The organism is Halorubrum sp. GN12_10-3_MGM, from assembly GCF_005435235.1.
GTDB lineage: Archaea > Halobacteriota > Halobacteria > Halobacteriales > Haloferacaceae > Halorubrum > Halorubrum ezzemoulense.
The window spans coordinates 34419-46563 of sequence record NZ_SGUB01000004.1; the positions used below are offsets into that span (position 1 = coordinate 34419).

The 12145-nt window shown below is 69.5% G+C and carries 14 protein-coding genes; 6 read left to right on the forward strand and 8 right to left on the reverse strand.

The genetic code is table 11. The annotated features are described in order from the left end of the window. Positions 1-16: 16 nt before the first annotated feature. Genes EXE47_RS04575 through EXE47_RS04585 form a run of 3 tightly spaced genes read right to left on the reverse strand, consistent with a single transcriptional unit; the run spans position 17 to position 1837 of the window. Complete coding sequence (locus EXE47_RS04575) at positions 17-1012, reverse strand: transcription initiation factor IIB family protein (protein ID WP_086216067.1); 996 nt, start codon at positions 1010-1012, stop codon at positions 17-19. A 30-nt stretch (positions 1013-1042) separates the two neighbouring features. Continuing rightward, positions 1043-1381 carry a hypothetical protein gene (locus EXE47_RS04580; RefSeq protein ID WP_137708052.1) on the reverse strand — a complete coding sequence of 113 codons (339 nt, stop codon included), beginning with the start codon at positions 1379-1381 and terminating at the stop codon, positions 1043-1045. 30 nt (positions 1382-1411) lie between these two features. Next, positions 1412-1837, reverse strand: coding sequence for a pterin operon protein (locus EXE47_RS04585; protein ID WP_049931369.1), 426 nt, complete (start codon positions 1835-1837; stop codon positions 1412-1414). 113 nt (positions 1838-1950) lie between these two features. Here EXE47_RS04585 and rnhA point away from each other — a divergent pair, with 113 nt between their 5' ends. Together rnhA and EXE47_RS04595 are read left to right on the forward strand one after the other, a co-directional pair. After that, entirely contained in the window at positions 1951-2547 is a 597-nt protein-coding gene (gene rnhA, locus EXE47_RS04590; protein WP_049931370.1) for a ribonuclease HI, read from the forward strand. Then, positions 2534-3310, forward strand: a complete 777-nt coding sequence (locus tag EXE47_RS04595) for a hypothetical protein (RefSeq protein ID WP_233125179.1) — start codon at positions 2534-2536, stop codon at positions 3308-3310. Before rnhA ends, EXE47_RS04595 begins: the two co-directional genes overlap by 14 nt. 105 nt (positions 3311-3415) lie before the next feature. Here the strand turns inward: EXE47_RS04595 and EXE47_RS04600 are convergent, their stop codons facing one another. Beyond that, a complete protein-coding gene (locus EXE47_RS04600) occupies positions 3416-3766 on the reverse strand; it encodes a PadR family transcriptional regulator (protein WP_049931372.1) in 351 nt (116 codons plus the stop codon). A gap of 353 nt (positions 3767-4119) precedes the next feature. On the opposite strand from EXE47_RS04600, the gene EXE47_RS04605 reads away from it, so the two are divergent. Next, positions 4120-4653 (forward strand): inorganic diphosphatase, encoded by a 534-nt coding sequence (locus EXE47_RS04605; RefSeq protein WP_049931373.1) that lies wholly within the window; start codon positions 4120-4122, stop codon positions 4651-4653. 225 nt (positions 4654-4878) lie between these two features. Here the strand turns inward: EXE47_RS04605 and EXE47_RS04610 are convergent, their stop codons facing one another. The 3 genes from EXE47_RS04610 to EXE47_RS04620 all read right to left on the reverse strand — a co-directional run bounded on the left by EXE47_RS04610 (position 4879) and on the right by EXE47_RS04620 (position 8518). After that, on the reverse strand, positions 4879-5676 hold the full coding sequence (locus EXE47_RS04610; protein WP_137708053.1) for a winged helix-turn-helix domain-containing protein: 798 nt from the start codon (positions 5674-5676) through the stop codon (positions 4879-4881). Positions 5677-5783: 107 nt separating this feature from the next. Next, complete coding sequence (locus tag EXE47_RS04615; protein WP_086216063.1) at positions 5784-6032, reverse strand: hypothetical protein; 249 nt, start codon at positions 6030-6032, stop codon at positions 5784-5786. A 332-nt stretch (positions 6033-6364) separates the two neighbouring features. Continuing rightward, on the reverse strand, positions 6365-8518 hold the full coding sequence (locus tag EXE47_RS04620) for a caspase family protein (RefSeq protein ID WP_137708054.1): 2154 nt from the start codon (positions 8516-8518) through the stop codon (positions 6365-6367). Positions 8519-8670: 152 nt separating this feature from the next. On the opposite strand from EXE47_RS04620, the gene EXE47_RS04625 reads away from it, so the two are divergent. The 3 genes from EXE47_RS04625 to EXE47_RS04635 all read left to right on the forward strand — a co-directional run bounded on the left by EXE47_RS04625 (position 8671) and on the right by EXE47_RS04635 (position 11790). Continuing rightward, on the forward strand, positions 8671-9627 hold the full coding sequence (locus EXE47_RS04625; protein WP_094593045.1) for a succinylglutamate desuccinylase/aspartoacylase family protein: 957 nt from the start codon (positions 8671-8673) through the stop codon (positions 9625-9627). Beyond that, the gene (locus EXE47_RS04630) at positions 9627-10811 is read left to right on the forward strand and encodes a pyridoxal-phosphate dependent enzyme (protein WP_137708055.1); all 1185 of its coding nucleotides are present in this window, start codon (positions 9627-9629) and stop codon (positions 10809-10811) included. The genes EXE47_RS04625 and EXE47_RS04630 overlap by 1 nt, the downstream gene beginning before the upstream one ends. Positions 10812-10893: 82 nt before the next feature. Then, positions 10894-11790, forward strand: coding sequence for a ketopantoate reductase family protein (locus EXE47_RS04635; RefSeq protein WP_049931379.1), 897 nt, complete (start codon positions 10894-10896; stop codon positions 11788-11790). A 56-nt stretch (positions 11791-11846) separates the two neighbouring features. Here the strand turns inward: EXE47_RS04635 and EXE47_RS04640 are convergent, their stop codons facing one another. After that, positions 11847-12068, reverse strand: a complete 222-nt coding sequence (locus tag EXE47_RS04640) for a hypothetical protein (protein ID WP_086216502.1) — start codon at positions 12066-12068, stop codon at positions 11847-11849. Positions 12069-12145: the final 77 nt, after the last annotated feature.

Consider the following 12145-nt stretch of genomic DNA (forward strand, 5'->3'; position numbering starts at 1 on the left):
CGCTTCCGCGAGGCCGTTAGCTGTGGATCCCCATCGCCTCGATCTGCTCTTGGTACCGATTCCGGATGGTGACCTCGGTGACCTGCGCCACGTCGGCGACCTCGCGCTGGGTCTTCTTCTCGTTACAGAGCAGCGACGCGGCGTAGATGGCGGCGGCGGCGTAGCCGGTGGGGGACTTTCCGGAGAGCAGCCCCTGCTCGGCGGTCGTCTCGATGATCTCGTTCGCCTTCGACTGGACCTCCTCGCTCAGCTCCAGCTCCGAGGAGAACCGCGGGACGTACTTCTTCGGGTCGACCGGCCGCATCTCCAGCCCGAGCTCCTGGGAGATGTAGCGGTACGTCCGGCCGATCTCCTTTCGGTCGACACGAGACACCTCAGAAATCTCCTCCAAGCTCCGGGGGATGCCCTCCTTGCGGCAGGCGGCGTAGAGGGCGGCGGTGGAGACGCCCTCGATGGAGCGGCCGCGGATGAGGTCCTCGTTGAGCGCGCGTCGATAGATGACCGAGGCGACCTCCCGCACCGAGCGCGGGACGCCGAGCGCGCTCGCCATGCGGTCGATCTCCGAGAGCGCGAACTGGAGGTTGCGCTCGCCCGCGTCCTTGGTTCGAATTCGCTCCTGCCACTTTCGCAGTCGGTGCATCTGCGAGCGCTTCTTCGACGAGATAGAGCGCCCGTACGCGTCCTTGTCCTTCCAGTCGATCGTCGTCGTCAGCCCCTTGTCGTGCATCGTCTTCGTCGTCGGGGCGCCGACGCGCGACTTCTCCTGCCGCTCCGAGTGGTTGAACGCGCGCCACTCCGGGCCGGGATCGATCTGCTCGTCTTCGATGATCATCCCCGTCTCCTCGTGTATCAGCTCCCCGTCGGCCGTCCGAGTGAGATCCTCCGGATCGAAGTCCTCGGGGTCCAGTTCGTCGACGTCTTCGATCGCCTCGACGTCGATCTCGTCTTCCTCGGCGTCCTCGTCCCCCACGCGCTGCCGGTCGTGATCCCGTTGCCGGGTGGGCCGTGTCATCGCATTTATATGCTATCCAATCCGTTTAACTTAAAAGTTCGTTACTGTGCGGGTCGTTACCACACCTTCGTGCGACGTCCAGTCGGACGCGGATTCGTCGGAACACCCCTCGGACGCCGCGGGTTCGCCCCCCGGCCCGTCCAGTCGGTCAAGCGACTCCGGCGGATCGACCGCGTCGACCGCCTCGCGGACCGCGGCGAACGCGTCGACGAGTCGCTCGATCAGCGACGTCTTCCCCGACCCGCGCGGGCCCGCGACGCCGACGACGGTCGGGAGGGGGCGGTCGGTTCCCCGCGCGTCGTTGGCCGCCCGCGACTCTCCGGCCGCGGACCCGTCCGTCGCGCCAGCGTCTCGCGTCGCGGGACTCATGCGTCGGTACCCGGTCTATGCCCTCGCGTTTCACTCGCCGCCCGGCTCCGACCCGTCTCCGCCCACGGTCCCCGGCACGGGGTCGGCGTCGGGCGGGAGCGCGACCGGCGCGAGCGCCGCGAGGTCCCTGACGGCCTGCGAACTGTCGAATCCCGGGCCGACGAGCCGCGGGAGGCCGTCCGCCGGGCCGTCGAGGCGCTCCGTCGCGACGACGGCGTCGAGCGCCTCTCGCACCGCGACGTGCGCGCGGTACCCGTCCGCGGACTCGACGCGGAGGTGGGTCGTGTCCGGCGGCGCCCCGTCGAGGAGCGGCCCGACCGGCACGCCGCGCCACTCGCCGCCGAACTCGGACCCGGTCGCGCACCGGTAGCAACAGGTGACGACGACGGTGCCGCACCGCTCTCGAACGGCGTCGAGCGACGCCAGCAGGTTCGACTCGACGTTCGACGCGGTCATCGCGTCGTGATCGAGGGACGCACCGCCCGTGTCGGCTGCGCCTCATCCGTTCGGGCTTTTTTCCCGGCGGCGGACGGACAGCCCTTTGTCCGGCGAGCGCGGAGTCCGGCCGAATGCCGACGATCGACTGCGACCCGGCCGCCGCGCGCGAGCGCCTCGCCGACGCGGGCGTTCGGATCGACGAGGGCAACACGCCACACGAGCGGTGGCGCGCCGACCGCGACGGGGCCGTCGCGGTCGCGTACGACGACAAGGTCGTCGTCCAGGGGAGCGACCCCACCCGCCTGACCGCCCTGCTGCGCGACGGCGGCGGGCGCGCGCACGTCTACTTCGACGGCGCCTCCCGCGGCAACCCCGGTCCGGCCGCGGTCGGCTGGTGTCTGGTCACGTCCGACGGGGTCGTCGCCGAGGGCGGCGAGCCGATCGGCCGCGCGACGAACAACCAGGCCGAGTACGCCGCGCTGGTCCGTGCGCTGGAGGCGGCCGACGAGTACGGCTTCGACGCGATCGACGTCCGCGGCGACTCGGAGCTGATCGTCAGGCAGGTCCGCGGCGAGTGGAACACCAACGACCCGGAACTCCGCGAGCGTCGCGTCCGGGCCCGGGAGCTGCTGGAGCGGTTCGACCGGTGGTCGATCGCGCACGTACCGCGGGAGATAAACGAACGCGCCGACGATCTGGCGAACGAGGCACTCGATGACGCGAACTGACGACGAACCGCCGGAGTGGGCGAAGGAGCGCGCGCGGGAGATGATGGACGCGGCGGCGGGCGAGGGGGCGGACGACTCCGCGACCGCGGAAACGCCCGAACCCGACGACGAGCGCGTCCCGGACGTCCCGGTCGAGGCGGTCGACGAGGCGGAGCGGCTCACGCGGCTCGCCCGCGAGGCCGAGTCCGCGGAGCCGACGCCGGAGATCGAGCAGGCGGCCGACCAGTACCGGGAGCGGCGCGACGCCCTCGCTGCCGAGTACGGCTACACCGCGCGCGTCCGCGACGAGGACGACGCGCTCGTGTTGTACCCCGACGAGTGGATGGACGACGGGACCGTCCAGCTCGACCGCGTCGAGGACACCGAGCGCGCCGTCGAAGTGTCGCTGTCCGGCCCCGGCGACGCCGACCGCTACCGCGAGGTGGCCGCGTACAACGAGGCGGTCGCCGAGGCCGTCGCCGAGCGGGAGGCGGACGTCCACGCCCGGACCGCCGAGACGTTCGCGGCGTTCATGAGCAACCACTACGTCCGCCCCGTCGACGACGCCACGCCGGCGATGCGTACCGAGTTCCGAGAGGAGTATCTGGTCCGCAACGGCTGGCCGACCGACGAGCAGCTCGCCGCGGTCGACGAGTCGCTGTCGGTGATCGAGTCGGTCGCGGCCGGGGTCGACGGTCCCGCCGCGGACGCGGGCGCCGCCGATCCCGACGGCGCTGACGGCGGCGACGAGGCCGGCGGTCGCGGAGACGACCATTCGACGTAGCGGCGACTCAGCGGAAAGAGAACGCGGCTTTCGCCGCGCCGTGTGCCAAAATGTTCGTTCGGTGTTCGGTGCCGCTCGTCGCGCTGGCGTCGCGTCCGGATCTCGTTACTCGAGCAGCGCCCGGACCTCGTCTGCGCGTTCCTCGTCGGTGACGAACCGGTCGAGGACCCACTCGATCTGGTCGAGGACGACGTCGTGGCCCGCGTCGGTGAGCTCGTATTGGTTCGTCCGCTTGTCGAGTTCGCTCTTCTCGACGAGCCCGTGGTCGACGAGGTCGTCGAGGTTGGGGTACAGGCGACCGTGGTTCACTTCGGAGCCGTAGTACGCCTCGAGCTCCCGCTTGATGGCGAGACCGTACATGGGCTCCTCGGCCAGGATACTGAGGATGTTCTGCTGGAACGCGGTGAGATCGCTCGCGGCTGTCGACTCATCAGGGACTGATTGTGCCTCTGACATGGTAGTAGGGAGGGCGCTCGAACTTATAATCCTTCTCAACAGTCACTATCATTGCGATGCGTCACTTCCCGGATTTGTCCGAGTGCGTCGGTAGGCGCGCTCTCTCGGCGGATGCGCGTTCGATCCGGCGGCTCGGGGCGTTCGACCGATCGATTCCGCGTCCGCTGGTACGCCGACGATCCGTCAGCCAGAATTGGTGTTCGGCGTCCGATCGAAACCCCAAAATCCGGCGCTCGGCCCGCTCCGGGCCGGTGATGCCCGATCCGCCGATGACGACTCCGGACGGCTTCGGACGGCGTGCGCCCGTGCGATCCCGAAAGGACTTTGCCCGACATCCACCCATCATCGGGCACATGGCCAACCTCTGGGAAGATCTCGAGACGGGACCGAACGCGCCGGACGAGATCTACGCCGTCGTCGAGTGCCTCAAAGGCGAGCGGAACAAGTACGAGTACGACAAGGACATTCCCGGCGTCGTCTTAGACCGGGTGCTCCACTCGAACGTCCACTACCCGTACGACTACGGCTTCATCCCGCAGTCGTACTACGACGACGAGGACCCCTTCGACGTGATGGTGCTCGTCGAGGACCAGACGTTCCCCGGCTGCGTCGTTGAGGCCCGCCCCGTCGCGCTGATGAAGATGGACGACGACGGCGAGCAGGACGACAAGGTGATCGCGGTGCCGACCGAGGACCCCCGATTCGACCACATCGAGGACCTCGACGACATCCCCCAGCAGACCCTCGACGAGATAGACGAGTTCTTCGCGACCTACAAGAACCTCGAGGCCGGCAAGGAGGTCGAAACGCTCGGCTGGGAGGACAAACAGGCCGCGAAGGACGCCATCGAACACGCGCAGGACCTGTACGACGAACAGATCGCGTAACGCTGTATAACCGTAGCGCATCCGACGTCCGCATACGGATGCGTTATGCCTATGGGTAATCTTTAGGGTGTCGTCCGCCTAGCATCTGATAGAGTCATGAGCGCCACCACGCCCTCCGTCGGCATCGACCACCCGACGGTCGTTCCCGCGAACTTCGACCCGGACGACGACGCCGACGACGCGGCCGAGGACGGCGACGACGCGTAGCGACCTCCGCGTCTCTTCTCAGGCGCGCTCGACGACCGTCGAGAGCCGCGTCGCGTCGGCTCGCAGCGACGCGAACGCGTCGTCGACCCAGTCCACGACTGCGTCGTCGGTCGACTCGATGACGTATCGCGGGTTGTTCTGCTCGTCGTACGCGGCCACGCAGGCCACGTCACCGCAGCGGAAGAGCCCGTACTCGATCGGCTCGGCGCTGACGTACACCTCCGCGGCGTCGTCGTCCAGCGCGCGGTCGGTCGCGGGTTCGAACTCCGCGACCGACGTGTCGGCCGCGTCGCGGTCGATGATCAGCTCCACGTTCGCGCCGTCGTCGAGCGCCGCGGCCGCCGCGTCGTTGAACTGCCGGATGACGACCGGGGAGACGGCCCGGATCTCGCCGCCGTGGTTCTCGTGGAGGAGCTCCGTCAGCCGGTCGACGACCGCGAGGGGGTTCTTCTCGGACGCGACGGTGATGTCGCTGTCGGGAATCCCTTCCGGCGGGAAGTCGACGCCGGCCCGTTCGAGGGTCTCGGCGAACCCGCCGTACCGCTCGCCGCGTTCGACCTCCGTCAGGAGCGTCTCGTAGGCGTCGTGGACGCGCTCGCCGGTCGGCGTCACCCGGTAGGCGGCGTCGCGTTTCACCACCCAGTCCCGCTCGCGGAACCCGCCGAGGATCCGTTGGACCGTCGTTCGGGTCGCGTCGACCGCGTCGGTCAACTCCGCCGGGCGCCGCGGGTCGTCGCGCAGCGCCCGGAGTATTGCGACCCGAACGGGCGAGCCGGCGAGGTACTGTGCGCCGTCGTGTCCGTCCTCGGCCCTCATCGTGTGATCCGTGTGTACGGGTACCGCCCTGTTAACCGTACCGCGTCGCGGTCGGAAGTGTCCGAGCCGAATCCCCCGTTTGGCCCTTGAATCGCCCCTCAGTCGGCTCAGTCCCGATGGCGGAACGAGACGACGGTGCCGACGGTGTCCTCGCCGGCGATACGTTCCGTCGTGACGGTCACGGTCGCGAGCGCGTCCGCCCCGAGCGCCTCCTCGATCACCGCCCGGAGCGCGTCGGGATCGGCGCCCTCCTGAATCACCGGTACGCGGACCTGTCGGCGGTTGACCGCGACGTTTCCGAGGTTGTACTCCGTGTGCTCGAACGCCTCCCGGATCGCCGCTTCGATGTCGGTCATGGCACCGTCCCTTCCGCGCTGCGCGGTGAAAAAACGCGGTCCTCGGTGGATCCCGCGACCGCGCCGGTTCTCAGCCGCTGTCGATCGGAGCAGAACGACCGATTTCTCGGCGTTCAGCGGTCATGCCAATTTAATACAAATCATTAATACTTCAAATATCTCTATAATACAACCGCAGAACAATCTTAATATTTATTTATCCTGATACTTTTCGAATATGTACGAAAGTGTGGCGGAATACGTGGCAGAGCACCCGAAAATGGCCGGCGTCCTGTTCACCGCGCTGCTGCTGCTGACGCAGGCGGCGCCCGCTGCGGCGAATATGGCAAAAGTTACTCCTGGACCCTAAAGTCCCGAAATTCGTCGCTCCAAGTTAGTTCGTCGCTTAAAAACATCGGTACTGTCTCAAGCTGTAAGAAGTCCCGTAGCTGTTGGTCCGGAACAGATTTGGAAGTTACCTTTGCTGGGATGTAATGATCTTGGCCCATCTCTTTGAGGTTCAACGAACCCATTGACCCAGCTCCGTACGGCCCGTTCGGAAACATCTCCGTTTCAACGATCCAGCGTTCTGTTTCCTCAGACAGGTCTAACACAATCGCTACACCGCTCCGGCTCTGACAAATTGTCGTTCCCCCGTCGCCCACCACGATGTACTGGTGACCCGTGATTAGTTCACGTTTCGCCACGTGGAGCGCGGTCCGGAGATTGAACCCGCCGTTCATCAGGCGGGCGATGATCCGGCCGAGCTTCGTCGCGGGCGAGTTCGCAACGTCCGAGAGCGTGACGATCCCCCCGCGAGAGCCCCGATGTACGAGAGCCTCGCCCTGCTCGTAGGACTGGCAGGCGTTGAGTAGGAAGGCGCTCACGCCGATTTCGAGCTCTTCGTCCGTCAGATCGAGGTACCCCTCGGCGCACTGCATCCCGCGGTCGTCGACGTGGCCGATGTAATGGAGGAAGTCGACGTCGGACGCGAGCGCGTCGCGCATCTCCTCGCGCGTGAGGTCGTGGCGCACCGCGATGTCGAACTGGACCATGTCGCGCAGCCCGTACAGGTCGGCGACGTTCCCCTCCTCGCGCATCTGCTCGTCGTTACAGACGACGAGCACGGAGATCCGCGACTGTTCGACTTGGCCCGCTTCGAGGCGCCGGTAGTACGCGTCGAGCGTCGCCTTGTTCGCGCCGAGCGGGACCCCTTCCCCGATCCACGCGTGTTCGACGGTGTCAACCGGCTCCGGCCGGACGAACTCGGTCCGGGCCGAGACGGTCCCCCGCTCCGCCGACGCGTCCGCGCCGCGGGTGGCGGCCGGGCTCGCGCCGCCGCGCACGAACTCGCCGCCGTCGAGGTCGACGCCGTCCGTCGCGGCCGCCTTCGCCGACGGCGAACTCCGTCCCTCTCCTCGGAAGAACCCCCCGCCGACGCCCTCGTCGTCGTCCACACGCGTGACCGTCTCCGGCGAGCGAACGACCGACAGCTCCCCCGCGACGAACGGGAGCATCTCCACGTTCTCCGGGTCGGGGCGGATGTCCGTCGTCAGCGTCCACTGCGGCAGCTCCGGTTCGACCGCCTCGAAGGGTACGTCGAGGTACTCGCCGAGCCGCGCTGCGAGCGGGAGGTCGTACAGCCGCCCCCAGTCGAGGTCGAGGCTCGTCGCCTCGCGCTCGTGGAGGTCGACCGGGTAGAACCCCTCCGTGCGGGCGAGACAGTCCATGTGGAACGACTGTCGGAGCACCCGCGCGGTCCGTTCCTCGAACCCCGGTTCGAGCGGGTAGGTCCAGCCGTCGCCCTCGATCCGCGGGGCGTCGCCGGGGACGACCTCGGCCGCGAAGTAGTACGCCAGCGAGACGACAGGATAGAGGTAGCGGTACTCCGGGGGAACGACGATCCGGACGCCGCTGTCGACCGGTTCGACCCGCTTGGGGACGCGGAGTTCCTCGCCGGGTTCGATGAGCGGCGGGTGTCCGCGCAGCGTCGGGAACGACCGCTCCGGGCTCGTGGTCTGGAGCGAAGAACCGAGGAGCGAGACGGCGTCCACCAGCGACTCCGGATCGGTCGGCGTGGTGATTGTTCCCGCCGGCGTCTGGTGGAGCGACCGGAACCCGAGGGCGACGGTGCCCGGCGTATCGAGGTCGATTCGGGTGGTCCGGTCGGTCGTGGAGACGGAGAACCCGGCGTCGAAGGCGAGGTACAGCTTCGTCGGCGCGGGGTCGATCCCGACGTGATACGTTCCGTCGGGCATCTGATAGCCGTCTCCGCGCGACAGCAGCGACCCCGCTCTGTCACGCGTTTCGACGACCGCGACCCGCGGGATCTCGATCGCCCCGGTCTCGACTGCGACGCTGGCGTCGACCGGGAAGTAGTGGTCCGACTCCGGACGCCGGCGCGGGTCGACCGGCCGGTCGGTGTACACTTCGAACTGGGTGTTCTCGATGTGGTCGGTGACGGTTATCCCGTCGGCCTCGCGCAGCGGGTCGATGTCGATACTCATTAGCGGGCTCACCGCGGCCGTCGGTCGGGGAGACGGCGACCGACGCCGCGGGGGTGGTACCAGTCCGTTGAGCGAAAGCGGCGATAAAGGTTGTGTCGGTCGGATCGCCGCGGACCGAACGGATAAAGTCCCGGCCGCCCCACCTTCGCGTAATGATAACGCTGGGAACGGCCCGCGCCTCTCCGGGCGAGACGGACACGGGCCGTCTCGAGGTGGGGGAGATGCGAGACGGGAGCCCCGTCCGGCTGCCGGTCGCCGCGATCAACGGCGCGGCCGACGGGCCGACGCTGTACGTCCAGGCGGTGAGCGACGGCGACGAGCTGAACGGGTTGGGCGTCGTCAACCGCGTCGTTCCGCGGCTCGACCCGGCGGAGCTGTCCGGCTCGGTCCTCGTCGTCGGCATCGTGAACCACTTCGCGTTCCAGGCCGCCGAACACCGGAACCCGGTCGACGACCGCAAGATGAACCGCGGGTACCCGGGCGACGCCGACGGGACGACGAGCGAGCGGATCGCCCACGAGACGTTCCAGATCGCCAAGCGCGCGGACTACATCCTCGACCTCCACCAGGGGTCGACGAGCCGGATGATAAACGAGACGCGCGTGCGCTGCGGCGTCCGCCACCGGCTCCACGGCGACTGCCTGGAGCTCGCGAAGGCGTTCGGCTGCGGGCACGTCCTCGACATCAAGGGCCCGGACGGCCAGCTCGCGCGGGCCGGCCCGGAGCACGGCATCCCGACCGTCGACCCGGAGCTCGGCGGCTGCGTCGGCTGGGACGAGGAGTCGATCCGATACGGCGTCGAGGGCGTGTTCAACGTGCTCCGCCACTACGGCTTCCTCGACGGCGACGCCGCGCTCGAATTGCAGACTCGGGCGCGCGGCTTCGATCAGTACGGCTCGCCCGCCGGCGGCCTGGTCCGTTTCGAGTGCGAGCTCGGCGAGCGCGTCTCCGCGGGCGACGTCCTCTTCGAGGTGACCGACACCTTCGGCGCGCTGGAGGGGCGCGTGACGGCCGACACCGACGGGATCTTCTGGCGGACGCGCCGGCTCCCGCAGGTGGCCGCGGGGGAGTACGTCTGCTCGATCGGGACGAACGTCGACACGTACTGATGGGCGCTCCCGACGCTCCGTCGCCGAGGGGGCGAGACCCACGGCGACTCCGCTGTTCCGCGTGCGGCGAGACGTACCGCGACCGCTGGCGCTGTCGGTGCGGCGAACCCCTCGATTTCGCCGATCCCCCGGTTCCGGACGGTCCCGCGCCCGACCCCCAATCGTTCGACGCGCGCGACGGCCTGTGGGCGTTCGACGACCTGCTCGCCGCCGGGGACGACCCCCGCGACCGGGTGACGCTCGGCGAGGGGATGACCCCGCTCGTCGACGCGGACGCGGGCCGCGAGCTCTCGGGAGACGCGGGGAGCGAAGCCGCACCGTGGAACGCGTCGTTCAAGCTGGAGTACGTCTTCCCGACCGGCTCGTTCAAGGACCGCGGCGCGACCGCGACGCTGACGCGGGCTCGCGAGCTGGGCGTCGAGCGCGTCGTCGAGGACTCCTCCGGCAACGCGGGCGCCGCGATCGCGACATACGCCGCCCGGGCCGGAATGGCGGCCGAGATCTACGTCCCGGCCGACGCCAAGGAGTCGAAGCTCCGCGCGATCCGCCGCGCCGGCGCCGAGCCGGTCCGGGTCGAGGGGAGCCGAGGCGACGTGACGGACGCGTGCGTCGCGACGCTCGACGACCGCGAACGCGCCTGGTACGCCAGCCACGCCTGGAACCCGGCGTTCTTCGAGGGCACCGCCACGGTCGCGTACGAGATCGCGCTCCGTCGCGACTGGAACGCCCCGGACGCCGTCGTGACGCCGCTCGGCCACGGGACGCTCTTCCTCGGCGCCTATCGCGGATTCCGTCGGCTCGAACGGGCCGGCTGGATCGACGAGGTCCCCCGCCTCTACGGCGCGCAGGCGGCCGGCGTCGCGCCGATCGTCAGAGCGCTCCGCGGCCCCGACGCCGCCGACCCGGACGGGACGGTCAACGCCGCGGCCGACGGGATCCAGATCGCCGAGCCGGTCCGCGACCGCCAGATCCGGGCGGCGATCGACGCCACCGGCGGCGACGCGCTCGCGGTCACCGAGGCAGCCGCGACGCGCGAACTCGACCGCCTCCACGCCGCCGGCTTCTACACGGAGCCGACCTGTGCCGTCGCGCCCGCGGCGCTGCGGGCCCTCCGCGAGCGCGGCGAGATCCGCCCGGACGAGGACGTGGTCGTCCCGCTGACCGGGAGCGGGTTGAAGGGCTGAGGCGAGCGGGGTCGGCGGCTCTCGGGCGAGGCGGACCGACCTCACCGTTACCACTATTCTACCGGCGCCCCTCCCTTTGCGCATGGAGGTGCTCGTCTACGGCGCCGGCGCGCTCGGAAGCCTCGTGGGCGGGCTGCTGGCGCGTACACACGACGTGACGCTCGTCGGGCGCGACCCGCACATGCGGGAGATTCGGGAGGACGGGCTCCGGATCGACGGCGAGGTCGACGCCCGGGTCGCGCCGCGCGCGCTCACTGACGCGACGCACCGGCGGGCCGACCTCGCCTTGGTCACGACGAAGGCGTACGACACCGACGCGGCCGCTCGCGCGCTCGCGACCGGCGAGTACGACGCCGTCTGCTCGCTCCAGAACGGCCTCACCGAGGAGCGCCTGGTCGCCGCGCTCGACGCGACGGTCCTCGCGGGCACCGCGAGCTACGGTGCCCGGTTCGCCGAGCCGGGCCGCGTCACCTGTACCGGCGTCGGCGAGGTCGTCGTCGGGGCGCTCTCCGGCGGCGCGAGCCCCGAGGCCGCGCGGGTCGGCGCCGCCTTCGACGCGGCGGGCGTCGAGGCGGTCGTGGCCGAGGACATGCCGGCCCGGCGCTTCGAGAAGCTCGCCGTCAACGCCGGGATCAACGGACCGTCGGCGCTCGCGCGGACGGCGAACGGCCCAACGCTCGACGGCCCCGCCGGCGAGGTCGCCCGCGAGGCCGCCCGCGAGACGGCCCGCGTCGCCCGTGCGGTCGGGGTGGACCTGTCCGACGAACGGGCGGCCGACGCCGTCGAGCGCGTCGCCACCGACACCGCGGCGAACCGGTCGTCCATGTACGAGGACGTGGCGAACGGACGCCGCACAGAGGTCGACGCTATCTACGGCGCGGTCGTCGACCGGGGCGACCGGCGCGGCGTGTCGGCGCCGACCTGCCGGACGGTCGGGTCACTGATCCGCGGCTGGGAAGCGGCCCGCGGGCTCCGGTAATGCGGGACCGATTCGGGAAAACGAGACGGCGGCTCTGCTCGGCGACGGCTGCGCGCTCAACACCACTCCTCGAGGACGGTCGCGTCGGTCTCGTCGACCGACACCCACGCGTCCTCTCGCGAGACGTCCGCGATGACGAACTCCGGCCGCGACGCCGACGAGTCGACGGACGCCATCACGTCCGGCGCGTCGGCGGCGTCGAGCGCCGGGTCCGTCGGGAGCGCAGTCCGGCGGCGGTCGGGGTCCGGGTCGTCCCATGGAGTGGAACTCCGTGACATGGTTGTGAATAGTTCACAGTACGTATAAGAGTTGCGAACGCGATCGAATTCGGCCGTCGGATCGGAGATTCCGGGGA